Annotated in this window: 12 protein-coding genes; 5 read left to right on the top strand and 7 right to left on the bottom strand. The window is 44.4% G+C overall.

The genetic code is table 11. From position 1 onward, the window contains the following. Positions 1 to 34: 34 nt before the first annotated feature. From WJM94_RS16430 to WJM94_RS16420, 3 genes are read left to right on the top strand one after another with little or no spacing between them, the layout of a single operon-like run. A complete protein-coding gene (locus WJM94_RS16430; RefSeq protein WP_444495269.1) occupies positions 35 to 778 on the top strand; it encodes a glycosyltransferase family 2 protein in 744 nt (247 codons plus the stop codon). After that, complete coding sequence (locus WJM94_RS16425; protein ID WP_444495268.1) at positions 775 to 1,443, top strand: TVP38/TMEM64 family protein; 669 nt, start codon at positions 775 to 777, stop codon at positions 1,441 to 1,443. Before WJM94_RS16430 ends, WJM94_RS16425 begins: the two co-directional genes overlap by 4 nt. Then, positions 1,440 to 3,164 (top strand): ArnT family glycosyltransferase, encoded by a 1,725-nt coding sequence (locus WJM94_RS16420; protein ID WP_444495267.1) that lies wholly within the window; start codon positions 1,440 to 1,442, stop codon positions 3,162 to 3,164. Before WJM94_RS16425 ends, WJM94_RS16420 begins: the two co-directional genes overlap by 4 nt. 68 nt (positions 3,165 to 3,232) lie before the next feature. Here the strand turns inward: WJM94_RS16420 and WJM94_RS16415 are convergent, their stop codons facing one another. The 7 genes from WJM94_RS16415 to WJM94_RS16385 all read right to left on the bottom strand — a co-directional run bounded on the left by WJM94_RS16415 (position 3,233) and on the right by WJM94_RS16385 (position 13,517). Further along, a complete protein-coding gene (locus WJM94_RS16415; RefSeq protein WP_444495266.1) occupies positions 3,233 to 3,802 on the bottom strand; it encodes a PqiC family protein in 570 nt (189 codons plus the stop codon). Continuing rightward, the gene (pqiB, locus tag WJM94_RS16410; RefSeq protein ID WP_444495265.1) at positions 3,802 to 5,448 is read right to left on the bottom strand and encodes an intermembrane transport protein PqiB; all 1,647 of its coding nucleotides are present in this window, start codon (positions 5,446 to 5,448) and stop codon (positions 3,802 to 3,804) included. The genes WJM94_RS16415 and pqiB overlap by 1 nt, the downstream gene beginning before the upstream one ends. Beyond that, on the bottom strand, positions 5,441 to 6,763 hold the full coding sequence (locus WJM94_RS16405; RefSeq protein WP_444495264.1) for a PqiA/YebS family transporter subunit: 1,323 nt from the start codon (positions 6,761 to 6,763) through the stop codon (positions 5,441 to 5,443). Before WJM94_RS16405 ends, pqiB begins: the two co-directional genes overlap by 8 nt. Before the next feature lie 209 nt (positions 6,764 to 6,972). After that, positions 6,973 to 7,977 carry a substrate-binding domain-containing protein gene (locus tag WJM94_RS16400; protein WP_444495263.1) on the bottom strand — a complete coding sequence of 335 codons (1,005 nt, stop codon included), beginning with the start codon at positions 7,975 to 7,977 and terminating at the stop codon, positions 6,973 to 6,975. Positions 7,978 to 8,153: 176 nt separating this feature from the next. Continuing rightward, positions 8,154 to 11,246, bottom strand: a complete 3,093-nt coding sequence (locus WJM94_RS16395) for a beta-galactosidase (RefSeq protein ID WP_444495262.1) — start codon at positions 11,244 to 11,246, stop codon at positions 8,154 to 8,156. A gap of 83 nt (positions 11,247 to 11,329) precedes the next feature. Beyond that, positions 11,330 to 12,205: a MalM family protein gene (locus WJM94_RS16390; RefSeq protein ID WP_444495261.1), complete on the bottom strand. Its 876-nt coding sequence runs from the start codon at positions 12,203 to 12,205 to the stop codon at positions 11,330 to 11,332. 70 nt (positions 12,206 to 12,275) lie between these two features. Next, entirely contained in the window at positions 12,276 to 13,517 is a 1,242-nt protein-coding gene (locus WJM94_RS16385) for a carbohydrate porin (RefSeq protein WP_444495260.1), read from the bottom strand. 780 nt (positions 13,518 to 14,297) lie between these two features. Between WJM94_RS16385 and WJM94_RS16380 the strand changes: the two genes are divergently transcribed. Then, on the top strand, positions 14,298 to 16,418 hold the full coding sequence (locus WJM94_RS16380) for an alpha-galactosidase (protein ID WP_444495259.1): 2,121 nt from the start codon (positions 14,298 to 14,300) through the stop codon (positions 16,416 to 16,418). 362 nt (positions 16,419 to 16,780) lie between these two features. After that, positions 16,781 to 18,154 carry a melibiose:sodium transporter MelB gene (gene melB, locus WJM94_RS16375; RefSeq protein WP_444495258.1) on the top strand — a complete coding sequence of 458 codons (1,374 nt, stop codon included), beginning with the start codon at positions 16,781 to 16,783 and terminating at the stop codon, positions 18,152 to 18,154. Positions 18,155 to 18,248: the final 94 nt, after the last annotated feature.

The following is an 18,248-nucleotide window of genomic DNA, read 5'->3' as shown; positions in this document are numbered from 1 at the left end:
ATCTCTAAAGCATGTTTGAACAAGGTTAGTGTGAATGTTGCCGAGTATATCAGTCGTTATCCCTGCCAAAAATGAACAAGGGAATATCGGAAAGTTAGTTAAAGAGATTCATGATAGCCTGAAGGCTTATTCTGAAGTAGAAATTGTGATTACTGATGACGGCAGTACCGATAATACCGTGAAGGAAGCGCTTGAGGCCGCACAGGAGTGCGGTTGTGACCTACAAGTTGTAAGCCATGAGAAAAGTTGTGGGCAGAGCACTGCTGTTTTAACGGCCGTTAAACACGCGAAAGGTGAATGGATTATCACCTCAGATGCTGATGGCCAGAACGATCCGTCAGACATGCCAAGTATGCTTGAGCTTGCCGCTAAAGTTAAAAATCCGCACTTCTGTATCGCGGGTTATAGGGCGAAACGATTAGATACAGCTTGGGTTCGCTTTCAGTCAAAAGTAGCTAATAAAATTCGTCACGCTTTATTGGGAGATGGCGTGCCAGATTCTGGTTGTGGCCTGAAAATCATCCCTAAAGAGACTTATTTGCGTTTACCATACTTTGATCACATGCACCGTTTTCTGCCAGCGTTGATTAAGTCACTTGATGGCGAAATTGTTGTTCACCAAGTCGCGCATAGGGACAGAGAGGCTGGGATCTCCAATTACAACGCATGGAATAGAGCGTGGGTTGGTATAGTGGATTTGTTTGGCGTTATTTGGCTACAAAGACGTACTAAAAACCCAATGGTTAAAGCTGTTAGTTGTGCAAATCAAAAGCAATGAAGTGGATAAAACTCTTTTTACTGATTGCAGTTGGGGTTTTGATTGCGAATCAAATTGATAACCCCGTTTTGGTCCATTTAACGGATAAAAACTGGCTGCTTGGTTATATTCAGCAAAATGGTATGACAGGTGAAGTAGTTATATTCGCTTTCAGTGTGGTATTTTTAACTTTTAGTGGACCAAAGCAAGCTATCGCATTAGTGTTTGGCTATTTATATAATATTAATCTTGGTGTGATCTTAACATTATTGGCTTGTATTTTTGGCGCTACTTTAAATTATTATTGTGCCAGGTTCATTTTTGCACATTGGCTATATCGCCACTTTCCAAAAAAAATGATTAAATTTAATTCATTTGCCAGCCGTAAACCATTTTATAAAATATTACTTTTACGTTTATTTCCGATTGGAAATAACGTGGTTACTAATGTCTTATCAGGTAGCGTTCGCGTACCTTTTGTTGCATTTCTTTCTGCAAGCTTGATTGGTTATCTCCCACAAATCATAATCTTTGCGCTCATGGGGGCGGGTATTCAATCGTCAAGTAATTCAATGATCTATCTCAGTGTTTTATTTGGAGTGATAAGCGCTGTCCTTACAGGCTTTCTTTATCGAGATCATATTAAGAGCCGCGTTGAACTATTAAATATGGAAGAGGAACTATGAATCCAGTTGTCACTAAGTGCAGGCAAGTTTGGCAGAATGAAGACTATTACCAAACCCTATACTTTTTGTTAATCCTCGCAACGATCATTATTTTTTCAGGGATCGGCTTACGCGACCCCTGGCCTGCTGATGAACCACGCTTTGTTGAAGTTGCACGTGAAATGGTTCAATCCGGTAACTGGTTCTTTCCAACACGAGGTGGAGAGCTTTATCCGGATAAGCCGCCAGTGTTTATGTGGTCGATGGCTGTATTTTACTGGTTAACAGGAAGCATAAAAGCGACATTTATGCTGCCTAATGCGATTGTTAGCTTAATTGCGTTAGTTTGCTGTTATGACATTTCCGCAAAACTGTGGAATGTAAAAACCGCTCGAAATGTTGGTTTTTTATTATTGCTTGCTCCGCAATTTATTATTCAGTCTAAAGCAGCTCAAATAGATGCCATGGTTGCAGCCTGGATTACCATCTCCATGTATGGGTTACTACGGCATTTCTTTATTAAAGCCAGTTGGGCTTGGTACTGTCTTGCATGGGTTTTCATGGGGCTAGGCATTATCACTAAAGGCGTCGGGTTCCTTCCGTTATTGTTCTTGCTGCCAATTTTGGCTCTTCACTTTACCGGTAAGCACAGATTCAATGACTCGGTAACTTGGAAACTATTGCTTGGTCCTGTATTCATGCTAGCTACTATCGCATGTTGGTTTATACCGATGATGTCGCTTGTAGAAACGAGCAATAATCCTGATTTTGTGGCTTATAAAAATAATATCTTGTTTAAGCAAACCGGCGAGCGCTATGCGAACTCTTGGGGACACATACAGCCATGGCATTATTTCGTTGTAAGCGTCATCCCCGTTATGTGGTTTCCACTGTACTTTGCATTCTTCAATAAGAATTTCTGGAAACAATTACGTCTATCTCCGGTTCTTATTAGTCTGCTGTCTTGGATTGTGCTGGTTGTTATCTTCTTTAGTATCAGCCCAGGCAAGCGCGGAGTATATATTTTGCCAGCGTTGCCAATGATGGCTATCTTGGCTGGTTATGCTTTCAGCCATCAGTCCTGGCCATCATGGACAAACAAATTACTTAAAGCTCTAACGCTTGTAATGGGTGTGGTTCTTTTTGTTGGCGCAGTGATGGTAGCGCTGGAGGTGAAATCAATCACCAAACATTTAGATGACTATAACTCTGCATTGCCTTTTGCGGCGTTCTTTTTGGTTGCTGCGATCATTTGGGTATTGGCATTTTTCAAATCTCGCTCCGTTCCGGCTATTGGTGCATTTTGGGTTGCTCTGTCGCTAACATGGGTTTGGTATAGTGTTGCTGGTTACATGCTGCTCAACCCAATCCGCACGCCAGCAAAAGAAATTATGGCTGAAGCGCATAAAGCGATTGGTGAAGATGGGGAGTTAGGACTCACGAAATTTAAAGAACAGTTCTTGCTATTTTCGCCAGTATCTTTAACCCATTTCAGTTATTTATCGGAGCGTAAAGATCAAGAGCGAAACGCTTGGTTGTGGATGAAAGAGAAACCAAAACGTTACATATTGACTCAAAGTGAACACGAAATGGATTGCTTTGATATGAGCAATGCTAAGAAGTTAGGCGTAGCGCATCGCAGGGACTGGATCTTACTTGATGAAACGAGTGTACTTGATACCTGCGAGCCACCGAAAAGCATCAAACGCTATGAGTTACATGTTAATGAACCATATTCGTGAGATAGCGTTCTGAACAAGAGAAAAGGGGAGCATTATGCTCCCCTTACTTTTGTTTATAGCTAAGTGAATTACAGCTGTTGGGCAATGTTATCCGTGAGGTTACTCAGACCATCTGATAATGCTTTCACCAAAGCGTCGTAACCTTCATCCTGCAAAGGCATTAAGATTTTCACTTGAGAACGGCGTTTTACTTTGCCATCGGCATCAATCTGCATCCATTCTCCTTCCAGTTCAGCATTACCCTGATAATTCCCATTGAACTTATTCAAACTTAGTTGCAGCTTATTTTCGCCACTCTGGTCTAGGAGGCTATGTACTTTAACTGGCCAATAGTGGTTTTGCTTTTGGCGAAGATCGTCAATGACACGTTGAGTTATTTGCTCTGAAATACTTTGTGCCCATTGATTGTGTTTCGCTTGAATAATCTGAGATTCAGACGTGCGATAAACAATACTACTATTGTTGAGGTAGCTAGCCAGTTCGACAGGGCGAACAACCAACAGAGGACGTTCTGCCATCACCGCACTGCTTAACTTCTGAGACTCGGCTGCAGGTAAAAGATACATCGAGCTTGTCGTTTCCGGTGCGCTGCTACAACCGGCTAATAGTGCAGAAACTAAAAGAAATACACGTTTCATTATTGTTGCCCTCTGACCGGAACAGGATCGCTGACTTCATCTTCTCCAAACACTAATGAGTTTGGTTTTTCGTTAAGCTGCTTAAGCACTGGCTTAAATTCTGTCATCACATTCTCTAGTTCTTTGAGTGTGGATTCCATTTCACTGTACATGGTTGAATTAGGACCGTAACCGTCCAGAGTTTTTTGCAGTTGTTGCAGGCTCTGGCGAATGTCAGCTGGGATCTGCTGGGTATCATTCTGGCTCAACAACTTATCAATGCTGTTTGCCACACGCTCTGCTGACGCCAATGTACGTTCTGAGGTTTTCAGTGTTTCATTTAGCGACGTTAGTGTGTCTTCCATTGGCAACTTATTGAGTTTATCCAGGAAGTCATTCACTTGTTTCTGAACCTGAGCAAATCCGCCACGCATGGTAGGGAATACCTCTAAGCCCAAAAACTCGTCTGGTACGTATTTCTCGGCATCTGGATAGAAATCAGTATCAATGTACAGTGCCCCAGTAATCAAGCTACCTGTTTTCAACGTACCACGAAGACCTTTGGCAAACTCCAGTTTCAATTTTTCGCTGTAGTCAGACATTGAATCCGTGTGGAAGTGCTCGAACAAGCGACCTAATTCGATACGTACCAATACAGGAATTCTTTTCACTGAAAAACTTTCTTCCTGAGTTGGGAAGCGCAACGGCACTCGCATTACCGTACCAATGCGCAGACCTCGGTACTCAACAGGTGCTTTCGCTTTGAGGCCACGAACAGATTCGTCAAACAGCATGACAAACTCGATGTATTCGTCGTACATGCCTTCACGTAGCTGCTTAGCATCGTCATATAAACGGAAATTTGCCATATCTTCCGTTAACGGATCACCAGAATCCATACCCGGAATGGAATCAAAGGTCACGCCACCAGTAAGTATGCTTTCAAGAGAGCCGAATTTTAATTCAAAGCCTTCGGTATTAAGTTGTAAATCTAAGCCGGAATTGAGCCAAAACTTGGTTCGGGTACGGACTAAATTGTCGTAAGGCTTAAAGATAAATAGCTGATAAAGCGCTTTACGAGAATCGACATCAAAACTGGTTTTTTCGACGCGTCCAACGGTAAAACCTTTATATATAACCGGGGCGCCTACACCCAGTTTTCCAGCTTCACGGTGAGTTAATACTAGTCTCCGACCTTCGGCATCGGGAGCGGCAACCGGAGGCACATCCAGCACCGTAAACTTTTCTTTCTCTTTCTTTGATTTCCCAGGCTGAAGCTGAATGTAAGCACCAGATAGCAGAGTTTCTAATCCTGATACACCTTCTCGACCAATTCGAGGTTTCACGACCCAAAACATCGTATCGTTCCGGAGCATACGCCCTGCGTCTTTGTTCATCTGCGCTTTGGCAATGATGTGGCCGTAATCTTCGCTGAGGGTGACTTCTGTAATCACGCCCACTTTAACGTTAAGCGCTCTGATTTCGGTCTTACCCGCTTCAATTCCATCAGCGGTTGGTAGCTGTAATGTAATTTGTGGACCAGTACTGTTGATGTATTGGAACAGCATCCACGCTCCCATGACTAGCGCAAGGATCGGAACAATCCATATGGCAGAAACCTGCTTTTGCGGTTTTATTTGAGCGGTTGCGTTGTTCTCATCACTCATATTTGGTTTTCTCTTTTAAGTTTTCAGGCATAGGCTCTTGCACATCACTTTGTGGTAATTGCCACAATAAGCGAGAATCAAAAATCATTGCAGAGAGCATGGTGAAAATGACCACAGCAGCAAAAGAAAGTGCAGCCGGGCCAGGATAAATCGCCATAAGATTTTGCAACTGAACCAGTGCAACCAAAATAGCGACAACAAAAATATCAATCATTGACCAACGGCCAATAAATTCAGTTAAACGATATATCTTCAAGCGTGAAATACTTTCTTCTGTTGGAAGGTACTGCGCTTTTTGAGCTTGATAATACAACCACGCCAGTGTCAACATTTTCGCCATCGGAATAAACACACTGGCGAAGAAAATCACCATGGCAATCGGGTAGGAGCCTAGATGCCAAAGTAGTATCACGCCTTCCATGATGGTCGAACCTTCTGAATGACCTAGGCTGACGGTGTACATCATCGGGTAGAGGTTGGCCGGAATATAAAAAACAACTGAAGCAAACAAAAGCGCCCATGCTTTTTGTAGGTTGTCCGCAGGGTTGTATTTGTGAAGCGAACTTTTACAGCGAACGCAGAACTTATCATCAATGTGGTTAATCTGGTGGCATGTATGGCAACCAATATGATTATGGTTGTGGTGGGTATCACCTTCTGCGACGTCTGGTAGTTCGATCGCAGGAATAAAGTGTCCCCATAACCAACTTTTATCGACCATCGAAATACACTTTACGACCAAAACTGTATATACGCAGAAAGCCCAGAACGAACTTCCCATACCGATATCTGCAAGAGAGGCGATTTTGATTAAGCTGACCAACACGCCAATCAAAAACACATCAACCATTAGCCAGGGTTGAACCTTAAATAAAATACGGCACAAGACTTTTGCCATCCGTTGTTGCTTTTTAGATGGTGGGCGCTTATGTGTCTTTAATGCTTCAAAATGGAGAAAGAGAATCAAACCTACGTAGATCGTTGGCAGGATGATAACCGTCGCTAATAGCAAAATGCCGAGTAGGACATTCTGGAACTCCGCTAACATTTTTGCTGCGTGTAACAAAGTGATCTCTTGGGATAGCCCTTGGACACTGAAGGACATAAAAGGAAACGAGATACTGAGCACGAGCATGATCAAACATGCCGACGAAATGGCAATGGCCCTTTGATAAGGTTTGGCGCTAATTTTGGTGAGCGGGTGTGAACAGCGAGGGCACTCTGCCTTCTGTTCTTGCTCAATGTCAGGGATGCGAACAACAAGACCGCATTCTTCACATGCAATTAGCTGACGTGAATTAGGTTGAGTACTCATGGAATAGAATTGTAAATCATTTATCCAAACAATGCTCAGTTTTACAGGAGATGCTTATATAAGGCAAAGCATTTAACACAAATTATAATTCTTTGGTAGTGACTAATTAGTACGGATAATTTAAACAGTGTTATTTATATTGCGCGCAAATAAGTTGGGTGCAAATTAAATAAAATAAACCTACTAATCATGAGTATTTAGCATTCGGGTTATTTAATACTGCTCACGGACGAGCGCCTGACTAAAATAGGCATAAAGAGCTTGTGCTCGGTTCGTTCCGCTTCTTCTGAGTTGACCAATTGTAAAGAGAGCTTCACTGCCTCGTTGGCCATGACCTGAATCGGGTAGCGAATCGTGGTGAGGCGAGGGTAAATATAACGGGCTATATGACCGTCATCGAAACCAATCACAGACATATCTTCAGGAATTCGAATGCCGTTTTCTTGTAGAAGGGTCATACAGCCTGCAGCCATATAATCGTTGTAGGTGGCGACAGCTGTGATTGGAACGTTCTTAGCCAGTAGATTCACCATGGCTTGCTCACCACCAGTTTCATCGGGTTCACCGTATTCAATATACTCTTCACGGATTTCGATACCGTTATCACGCAGAGCGTCCAGATAACCTTCTCGTCGGTCGCGAGCATCTTCGATATCGTGACTGGAGCAAATGTAGCCGATGTGCCTGTGGCCATTGCGAATCAAATGCTCGGTAGCGATGTAAGAGCCCCTTCGGTTATCTAATGCGATACAGCGAGATGCAATCTCCGGAACGATACGGTTGATTAACACCATACCCGGAATTTCTTTTGCTAGCTTGCAAAGCTCCGAGTCACTCATCCCTTTACTGTGAACAACTAAAGACTCACATTGGCTGTTAATCAGCAAGTTTATCGCGTTACGTTCTTTGATCGCATCGTGATATCCACTGCCGATGAGAAGTTGTTTTTCTTGCTCACTAGCGATGGTATCGATGGCTTTAACCATGGTGCCAAAGAAAGGGGCGGAAACGTCGTTGACTAACACACCAATCGCATTCGAAGATTTGCTGACCAAAGCTCGAGCATTGGCATTAGGGCGATAGCCCAGTTTTTCCATTGCTTCTTTTACTGCAATAATGGCAGCTTCACTGGTGTGAGGGGCGTTATTGATCACGCGAGATGCGGTAGCAATCGATACTCCAGCTTCTTTTGCGACGTCTTTAATGGTAGCCATAGGGAACTCATAATATTAATTTTCAGCTATTTAACTATGAAGGTAGTAGGAACTCAATTAGTGAGATAAGAATAGTGGCTGTGTTTCAAGGTTTTGTACTTATTACAGGTTGATTTGAATAAAAAATCCCCAAACCGGAATTTGGGGATTGAAACGACAGAGTTGTCTAGAGCGCCTTATTGAGCGGGCTGAAACGAGACTCGGTATGCATAGTGATTGTCGGTAAGCTGGAACTCCTTATGTACGCTCGGGCTCCAAGAGTCATCACCACCTACACCCATATGTTTATGATCCAGACGCAGATAAACCTTTTCTTCTTTGACTATCTCATTGGTGTGCTTCGCTGCCGCCAAAGCGTGCTGCGCATATTGGCTAACACTGAACTGGAAATCACCAGAAATGATCAGGTCGTTAATTTCTAAATTCCGAGTACCACAGCGCAATCCACTGTCCGTAGGGAAGATATAAGGCGTGTGCATTTGTTCCAATGTTTGAGTGTGCAGACCAAAGCGCGCAGCAGCTAAACGATCCGGATAGTTCTCAAACGGACCTAAACCTTGCCACGTTACCGTCGTATTTTGCTCTTGTAGTGGCAATTGCATTTCCAAACCAATACGTGGCATAGGAGGTAAGTTATCCGCCAGTTTCACATCAACGTCCAGTTGCATTCTGCCATCATTGTTTAGGGTATAAATCCAAGTCGTGATAGCCTGCACGTCTCCTTTGAAGTGGTATGCATAGATAGATGTCACTTGTACTGCCTGCTCAAGCGTCTCGCTTTGGCAAGCCACACATTCACGTTCCCACTGACCAATACCAGCCATGTCCCATCGGCATATCCAAGCGTTAGGATCGACGTTGTCAACTTCACTTACGCCAATGTCGTTATCCAGCGGAGCACGGAAGAAGTTGTCTTGCGGTGCAGCCAGCATTTGAGTTTTACCTTTTACTTGCCAATCAACCAGTAAGCCTGTGTGACGATCCCAGCGCCATTTATATTCCTCATCTAAGCTCGAGACCAAAATTGCGTTATCTTTTTGAATCAAAGAAGGAATTGGTTTTGATTCCAGTTTCGGTATCACCAGGCCAGAATTGTTACGCAGAGAACATTGTTCTGTCGCGCAAACGTGACCCGCAGGAGCCCATGGTGTCTCTTTTATTAAGGTAATGTCCGTGTTTAAGTGATACACAGCATCTGCTTTAGGTTCGAAGCTTAGTTCGATTTCCAACAGGGCTTGGCTATTGGCTTCGATATCAAGCAGTGCTGAGCCAGACTTAATCACTTTGCCGTCTTCCAATAGTGACCAGTTCAGCTGTTCATTATCTGTGGAGCGGAAAAGGTTTTCATTGTTGACTAGCAGTTTACAACGCTCTTTTGTTTGCTCTTGGAGTGATACGGTGATCATGCGCTGGCAATATTTTGCTTCTTCTAATGTTGGATGCACGGTGCGATCAGGGAATATCAGCCCGTTGATACAAAACTGGCGGTCATTAATTTCATCGCCGAAGTCACCGCCGTATGCCCAGAAGTGCTTGCCATTTTCATCCCATTGACTCAAGCCTTGGTCTACCCAATCCCAGATGAAGCCGCCTTGCAGGCGAGGAAACTCGCGGAAAGCATCCCAGTACTCGTTAAAGCTACCTAAGCTGTTGCCCATCGCATGAGCGTATTCACACAAGATAAGAGGACGTGTTTCATTTGGTAATGAAATCCATTTTTTGATCGGCCACTTAGGTACCGCTTCGTCTTCGATTACCGTATTCACACGTGCATACATTGGCGCAATAATGTCGGTAGCCGTAGTATTTGAGCCGCCACCTTCGTACTGGATAGGACGTGATGGATCGTAGTGCTTAGACCAAGCGTACATGGCGTTATGGTTGCTGCCATGACCAGATTCATTACCCAAAGACCAGATAATGATAGATGCGTGGTTCTTATCGCGCATGACCATTTGCGTGTAGCGGCTCATGTAGGCGTTTGCCCACTGTGGATCGCTCGACAGACGGTTCATCGGCTGCATACCATGAGTCTCAATGTTTGCTTCATCACATACATATAAGCCGTATTGGTCACACAACTCGTACCAACGTGGGTGATTCGGGTAGTGGGAGGTACGTACCGCATTAAAGTTATGCTGTTTCATTAAACAGATGTCACGAACCATGTCTTCTTCGGTCATTACATGTCCGAGCTCAGGGTGATGTTCATGGCGGTTCACGCCGCGAATCAACAGTGGTTGACCATTTAACTTCAATTGCCCATCGGTGATCTCTACTTTACGAAAACCAACTTGGTAGGCTTCGCTTTCCAGATGTGTACCATTTTCGTCCAGTAGAGAGACAACAAGGCGATATAGGTTTGGTGTTTCTGCCGTCCACTTTTGCGGATCATCCACGTGCAGGTTTTGAAACACAACGTCATTCCATGAACCGCGCTCGTCAATCCGGCGATTATTCGGTGTGTCGATACGAGGCTTCGTTACGGCGTGCTCGCCATCAAATAACTGAACCTGAACTTGGTATGTGTCTGGCGCTGAAATATGGGTCACGACAGACAAAGAACCATCGCGATAGCAGGCGTCCAGATCCGGAGTGATGAACACATCTTCAATACAGTGTTGTGGTTTAGATAATAATGTCACATCGCGGAAAATGCCGCTTAACCACCACATGTCCTGATCTTCTAAGTAGCTACCATCACTCCAGCGAATCACCATGACTGCGAGAGTATTCTCTCCTGCGATCAGGTGAGGTGTAAGGTCGAATTCAGCTGGAAGTCGGCTATCTTGGCTGTAACCAACCCAATTACCGTTACACCATAAATGGAAAGCTGAGTTAACGCCGTCAAAAATGATGCGTTGTGTATTTGTAAGTTCTTCGTCAGTAAGAGAAATCGTTGTGCGGTAACATCCGGTTGGGTTGTCTGCTGGTACAAACGGAGGGTTCACTTCAAATGGATATTTGACGTTGGCGTAGATAGGCTTGTCGTAACCTTGCATCTGCCAGTTTGAAGGAACAGTAATTTCATCCCAATGGGTATCATTGAAGTGCGTTTTAATGAATTCGCCGTCGACCTGCTCTGGCGCTTCGAATAGCTTAAACTTCCACTGACCATTTAGAGATTGTCGCTGAGCATGAATATCGTCACGGGCATGGTCAATATTGCGATAACTAGAAAGCGGGCTATGTGCTTTCAGGCAGTGAATATTCACAGATTGTGGGTTTTCCCAATCGCGTCGTTGAATAATATCTGAAAATGCCATCATGTTTCCTACTTAATTTTTTATTTTTAATCTTGCTTCATTACGTCAATCACGCTCGTAATGAATAAATCTTTGTATTTGTCTCGCTATTTAGCTAACTGCTTCACGAGATAGTCTTTCGCTTGGGGAATGCCTTGTTCTTCGGCTTTATTTGCGATTTCTGCTGCTTGTTTTACGTTGTTCTCTTCCAGAGCCGCATCAATTTGTTCCCGGTAGTGTGCCCACTCTTGTGAGGATTCTGTTACTGATGCGTGTGACACTTCCCCGTGCTGTTGAACATCAGGATTCTTGCCGAGTTCTGCCAAGAGTGTCAGTACCGCATTGTTGTCCGACGCACTGGTGGTTACGTCAATCACGCCAAATGGTTGGTATTCTGCAGTGAGAAGTAATTGCTTGTTACCGATAATATTTTGTGAATCTGCGTAGACTTGTTCAGGATGAATGCGTGTTAACTCCGTACCAAGCAGAGCATTATCTGACGCGATAACAATGTATTTCGCGCCATTAAGTTGTGGATTGATAGTGACGACTCTCTCAATGCGTTCTAATCCGCGCATTCCTGTCGTTTGGTAGTCGAAAGTTTCAGCTGAGTAGCTGGAAATTAGCTGCCAGTTGCCGTCATAAATACGAATGTTCGCAGCAAATAGTGCATTGTTATCGATATAAGAACGAACTAACAGTGAGAAAGGCGTATCCGCTGTAATTCGGTAGCTCGTTACAGGAAGTGCTTGTGATGAAGCGGTTTCTGAACCAGATAAAACTGCGGCACTCAATGTTGGCAAATTGGCGTCCATAACCACTTGCTGGTGGAAAGGCGTCGACAGTGCCGTCAAAGGTAATGCGTCTAATGCTGAACAACAAGCCTGCGTGTTCAAGTCAGTATTAAAGGCTTGTTCTGGTAAGCTACTGCATGCGCCAAGAGACAGTGCCATGAGTAGAGTTGCCAACGGTTTTAGTTTCATCGGTTTTGTCCTTTTACGGGGTGAGCGAATCTCTCACCCCATTGCGTTCAAAAATAGTAGCCTTGGTGCATTACCACCATGTTTCGACGTTAAAGCCGAATGTCACTTCATCTACGTCGCTCTTGCCTATGCTTTGTGAGTCGCCATAAACGTCACCACCGCGATTCCATTCATCGGTTTTTTCTGAGTATGTTGCGAATAAACGCAGAGACGGACGAGCCCAAACTCCTTTGCCAGCCTGGAACATCTGCGCCAGCGTGACTTTGTACATATCATTTGTGCCAGCACCGTTTTGTGCTTCTACTGACTCGTAACCTACTTCCAGTGCGGTCGCCATATATTCTGTCCAGCTGTATTGAGGTCGGGCACCCACGCTAAACCACTTTTCGCCTTCGTTGTTATCCAGGTTATTGTCTTGATAGGCGATGGAGTACATCACTTGGAAATCTTCATTGACGTTCAGATCACCTGAGTTAAAAATTCGCCAACTGTAACCATCGTGTTCTACGCCAGTGCTGTATTTACGATTAGAGCCGCCTTCTGCACTCATTAAACCACCCGCAAGCGCATCAGTGCCGTATTGGAATGCAAACGTGTTTGAACCATAGTTCCAGGCTTGACGATAAAGGGCAGAAAACATTGCACCAGAAGTGGTGATGTCACTCTCGTCGTAGCTTGAGTTTTGGGTGAAAACGTAATTCAGACCGACGGTAAGATCTGCGCTGTCGCTTAATTCGATACCGCTCAAGCGTGCATCCAAATTGTGTAAGCTACGTCCATCTGCACTCGAATTTGGCGCCATCCACGCAAAATGGCCTTTAGCAAAACCAAGATCCCAGTTTTCAATACCGATACCGGTGCTTGAGGTGTCCCAGTATTTAATGTCGATCATGTGCACTTCATGACGGCGGTAAAAACGTTCACCCGCCCAGATGGAAGCCTCTTCTTGATCGTCGAATAGTCCGTAACCAGCTGACCACATTTGGATCAAACTTACGTCACCCCAACTTTCACCACTGCCCAGATAAAGAGTGGTATCAAAGTACGCATCGCCTTGCTGCCATACGTCAGCTTTTACACCCGCTTCCCACCAGTTCAGCTCGTTACCCAAGCGGTAATTACCATAACCTTGGCCTGCGCGAATCACGTCGTTACGTTCGCCTTTGCCATCGTTGTGTTCGTCGTTATCTGTGTAGATATTGCCCCATTTGGCGTAGCCAAAGTAAGTCACGTTTTCCACTGCAGCCATACTAGCAAGCGGTGCCAGGGCAAGGGTTAACCCAAGCGCTCTTACAAGCGTCTTTTGTCTCATGAAGTGTCTCCATTCTATTTTTATTTATGGATTTATTTTTTATTTGAGTCCTAACTCGGCGAGCAGTGTAAAGAAACTCTGGAAACGTTTTCATGATGAGGTTGGCATTTTTGCTCTGAATAGGGGTTGTTTGTAGTTTTGTGTGATTTGGATCGCTTTATTAGCTTGGTTTGATGGGTTTTGGACGTATTTCTTGTGGAATCGTTTTCGTATGAAAGGATGAGTTGATGTTTTTTAGGTTGTTAGGTTGGTGAATTATCAGGGCGGATTTTGATGAGTGTAATAGGATGAAAGAGAGCCCAACTGAACTCAATTGGGCATGTGAGACAAGGAAGTATAAACAACAAGTCGTTCACGGGCATAATGCACATAACTACATGCTGAATCGTCAAGCTGGGATATAAAGTTAGGACCCAAGAGAGACACTTCATTATGAATCTCGAAGCATTAAGAATACGAGTGTCGCTTAATCACTGCAAGAGTTTGAAGGTTTAACTGCGTGGACTTTAGCCTTATTTGCATTATTACTTGTAAGATTTATAGGGCTTGTTCTATTTATTACAAATGGTTAGCTCATTTTGGTTATCCGTTTTTACAACAATAAAAACTTATATTCTCTTTCTGGCAGGAGTTAAATATAGGAGGGTGGTAGGCCAAATGGCTGTCGCTTTAATATAAAAAATTTATCTGTAAACGTTTCCATGATTTAGGCTTGGCTCACAGATTATTTTGTTCTTTTCATTATGATGCGACGTAAATTTCAGTTTCAAGGTAAGAAAGATGACGGACACAACGCTGATTGAGCTAGCAGGTAAAGAGACTCAACTGATCGTAGAGCTGGGTGAGTATGCGGAGATTCTGCATTGGGGACAGAAGGTAAGTGGTGACCTTGGAGGTTATCGTGTCACTCTACAACGTCCGGTGCCTTATGGACGTTTAGACAAAGACGTATCCATGACTCTGAATCCTGAGCTTGGTCGCGGAGTGTTCAGTAGCCCTGGATTGGAAGGCCATCGCGATGGGCAGGATTGGGCACCCGTATTTGTTATTACTCGAATTGAACAGAGTACAAACTGCATTGTTATCGAGAGTGAAGACACTGTTGCCGGTCTGCGCTTAAATACCATTTTGGAGATGGATGAGCATGATGTGGTCAGGACCCGTCACACGCTAACGAACATCAAAGCGGGGACGTATCATGTAAATCGTCTTGCTAATACACTTCCGTTGCCAGCAAGAGCAAATGAGTTGATGACGTATTACGGACGCTGGGTACATGAGTTCCAGACTGTCCGTCAACCTTTAACTCAGGGGGGTTACCAACAAGAAAATCGCCGCGGTCGTACCTCTCATGAGCATTACCCTGCACTTGTTGCAGGTACGGCTCACTTTGATGAAATGATTGGTTACGTATGGGGATTCCATTTTGCCTGGAGTGGAAACCACAGATTGCGCGCGGATGTGAAAGCTGATGGACGTCGCTACATGCAGGCAGAAGTGATTTATCTACCGGGTGAAGTAGCGTTAGAAGAAGGTGAAAGCGTAACTACGCCTTGGCTGTACGCAAGCCACAGCAGTGCAGGTTTGAATGGCATGAGCCATCACTTCCATTCTCACGTCCGCGATGCAATTTTGCCTCGTAACTTTAGCGACAAACCGCGTCCGATTCACTTGAATACATGGGAAGGCATTTACTTCGACCATGATCCGCAATACATCATGTCGATGGCCACTCAATCGGCAGAAATGGGGGTAGAGCGATTCATTATTGATGACGGCTGGTTCAAAGGTCGCAATGGCGACAAAGCAGGATTAGGGGATTGGTTCTTATGTGAATCCAAGTATCCAAATGGCTTGCAACCGATTGTTGACCACGTAAATGTACTGGGTATGGAGTTTGGTTTGTGGTTCGAGCCAGAAATGATCAACAAAGATTCTGACTTGTACCGCATGCATCCAGATTGGTTACTTGCAGTAGATGGATACGATCAGCCGACAGGTCGCAATCAGTATGTGATTAACCTGCAAAATGATAACGCCTTTAACTTCTTGTTCGAAAGATTGGATCACTTCCTGTCGACTTACAATATTGCTTACATCAAGTGGGATATGAACCGTGAAGTTGTTCAGCCGGGTCACCTTGGTCGAGCGGCAGCGCACAAGCAAACTCAACGCTACTATGAGTTAGTGGATAAAGTACGTGAAAAACATCCACACGTTGAGATCGAATCGTGTGCGGCTGGTGGCGGCCGTATTGATTACGAAGTATTAAAACGTACACATCGTTTCTGGGCTTCGGACAACAACGATGCGCTTGAACGTCAAACCATTCAACGCGGTATGAGCTACTTCTTCCCGCCTGAAGTCATGGGGAGCCATATCGGAGCCAGCCATTGCCATAGCACGCGTCGTCGTCACAGTATTGAGTTTCGTGGGCTAACCGCTCTGTTTGGTCACATGGGCATAGAGCTGGACCCGGTAAAAGAAGAACAACAAGAAAAGCAGGGCTTTGAGCGCTACATCAGGCTACACAAAGTATTGCGTCCGTTGCTGCACAGTGGCAGAACATGGCGAGTACCAACTGATGATAAAGCCCATCAGATTCATGCGGTTGTTTCTGAGGATCAATCCGAGGCTGTGGTAATGATCGCTCAGCTCGCGATGCCGACCAATTCACTCAGCGGTCATTTACGAGTTCCGGGTTTAGATCCTGAGGGGATATATCGAGTTTCTGTGTTAGATAAGCCTTCGAATTACGATGATATCGTTAATTATCAGCCTCCATGGACAGAGTCGGATTGCGAGCTCTCCGGTGCTTGGTGTGCGGAAGTGGGCTTAACCATGCCGATTTTAGATGCCGAAACGGCGATGTTGGTGAAATTTGAACGGGTCAACGAATAACACCGCATAGCCAGATCTTAGTTTATTTCAGATTTTATTGATTCATGCCGTACAGACGTAAAGTTTGTGCGGCTTTTTTTGACCATTTAAAAACGCTTCCATGAAATCGTTTTCATTAATGATTCATGTAATATATTGATAAATTGTGGTTATTTAGAGGGTTTGTCCGCGTTAATAGGTGAAAATATTGCTCGATGTCTCATTTTGAAAAACTGACTGTAAACGTTTCCATAAAGTGGTAATGGATCACAGTAAGGCGACAGGTGTGTGAGTAACATTACCATCGAAATATAAATAAAAGACGTCGACGTTATGAATTCTAGTTAGGGGAATGCATAGCAGTACGACACTAAGGAACTATTATGTCTGATAAAATAACGCTACAGACCAAGGCTTCATACGGTCTTGGTGCACTTGGTAAAGACTTTGCCTGTGCTCCTATCTATATCTTCTTAATGTTTTACTTTACTGATGTCGCAGGTTTGTCTGCTGCATTTGTTGGTACCATCTTCCTGGCGGCTCGTATCATCGATGCGGTCACCGACCCGATGATGGGGGTGATCGTTGATAACACTCGCTCTCGATTCGGAAAATTCCGTCCATGGATTGTGATCGGCACGCTATTAAACGCAGTGGTATTGGTTGGTCTTTTCAGTACTCACATGTTTGAGGGTACGGCTCTGTACATCTATGCGGCGGCGGCTTACATCTTGTGGGGCCTAACCTACACCATCATGGACATTCCGTATTGGTCAATGATTCCAGCGCTATCTAGCTCTCGCGAGGAGCGTGAGAAGTTAGTCGTTTGGCCTCGTTTATTCGCTAGCCTTGCATGGTTCATCACAGGTACTTATGGCTTGCACATTGTGGGTGAGTTAGGTAACGGTGACCAAGGCGATGGCTTCTTTAATGTGGCAATGCTAATTGCGGTACTGTTTGTTATGAGTGCATTCCTGATTGCGCGTAACGTAAAAGAGAAAGCAGCTCCTACAAACGCAAATACTGTAGAAAAATTTAACTTCAAAGATGTGCTGGCAATTATTGGTAAAAACGACCAGTTAAAAGCACTTATCGGTACGGTTCTTTCGTTCCAAATCGCAAACCTGTTGGTTGGTGGCTTTGCCATTTACTACTTCTCTTACGCGTTGGGTGATGCTGAATTATTCCCTGTGTACATGATGGTAGCAGGTGTGGCTGAAGTTGCTGGTGTATTCTTATTTCCTCGTATTGCAGCGGCTCTTCCACGTAAAAACTTATGGCTAATCGCATGTGGCTTCCCTGTTATTTCTTGTGTACTACTACTAGTTATGGGTTTTGTTGCTCCAGCGAATGCGCTCATGATTGGTATGGCTGGTGCTGCGATTAAGTTTGGTGTGGGCATTGCAAACGCACTGCAAACGGTAATGCTGGCTGACGTCGTTGACTATGGTGAGCACAAAACAGGTCGTCGTAGTGAAAGTGTTATTTTCTCAGTACAAACCATGCTTGTGAAATTCGCTGGTGCAGCCGGTGGCTTCATTGTCGGTGTAGGCCTGTCGATTGTTGGTTACGTACCAAACGTTGAACAATCAGAAAGTACTATCATGGGGCTTGAGTTTATGATGATTGGTTTGCCTGCAATCATGATGATCATCAGCGGTATTATTTACCGACGTTACTACCACTTACACGAAGGCTTTAATAAAGACGAAGCAGAGCAAGATACGTTGCCAGAAAGTGCTCCTGCTAAGGCTTAATGGGCCAAGATAAGCTAAAAAACTCCGCGGTAACTCGGGTTATTTAAACTGAAAGGGGAGCGTCCAGTATTAGACGCTCCCCTTATTTTATTCA

Origin of the sequence: Vibrio sp. YIC-376 (genome assembly GCF_052353105.1) — a bacterium.
In the GTDB taxonomy this organism is placed as follows: Bacteria; Pseudomonadota; Gammaproteobacteria; order Enterobacterales; family Vibrionaceae; genus Vibrio.
The sequence above is the reverse complement of the archived record's forward strand: the minus strand, read 5'-3'. Positions and strand labels throughout refer to the sequence as shown.

Excerpts from the sequence above, each read along its gene's own strand:
- WJM94_RS16415 (WP_444495266.1), bottom strand. The coding sequence starts at position 3,802 with ATGAAACGTGTATTTCTTTTAGTTTCTGCACTATTAGCCGGTTGTAGC.
- WJM94_RS16385 (WP_444495260.1), bottom strand. The coding sequence starts at position 13,517 with ATGAGACAAAAGACGCTTGTAAGAGCGCTTGGGTTAACCCTTGCCCTG.
- melB (WP_444495258.1), top strand. The coding sequence starts at position 16,781 with ATGTCTGATAAAATAACGCTACAGACCAAGGCTTCATACGGTCTTGGT.
- WJM94_RS16405 (WP_444495264.1), bottom strand. The coding sequence starts at position 6,763 with ATGAGTACTCAACCTAATTCACGTCAGCTAATTGCATGTGAAGAATGC.
- pqiB (WP_444495265.1), bottom strand. The coding sequence starts at position 5,448 with ATGAGTGATGAGAACAACGCAACCGCTCAAATAAAACCGCAAAAGCAG.
- WJM94_RS16395 (WP_444495262.1), bottom strand. The coding sequence starts at position 11,246 with ATGATGGCATTTTCAGATATTATTCAACGACGCGATTGGGAAAACCCA.
- WJM94_RS16420 (WP_444495267.1), top strand. The coding sequence starts at position 1,440 with ATGAATCCAGTTGTCACTAAGTGCAGGCAAGTTTGGCAGAATGAAGAC.
- WJM94_RS16380 (WP_444495259.1), top strand. The coding sequence starts at position 14,298 with ATGACGGACACAACGCTGATTGAGCTAGCAGGTAAAGAGACTCAACTG.
- WJM94_RS16400 (WP_444495263.1), bottom strand. The coding sequence starts at position 7,977 with ATGGCTACCATTAAAGACGTCGCAAAAGAAGCTGGAGTATCGATTGCT.
- WJM94_RS16430 (WP_444495269.1), top strand. The coding sequence starts at position 35 with ATGTTGCCGAGTATATCAGTCGTTATCCCTGCCAAAAATGAACAAGGG.
- WJM94_RS16425 (WP_444495268.1), top strand. The coding sequence starts at position 775 with ATGAAGTGGATAAAACTCTTTTTACTGATTGCAGTTGGGGTTTTGATT.
- WJM94_RS16390 (WP_444495261.1), bottom strand. The coding sequence starts at position 12,205 with ATGAAACTAAAACCGTTGGCAACTCTACTCATGGCACTGTCTCTTGGC.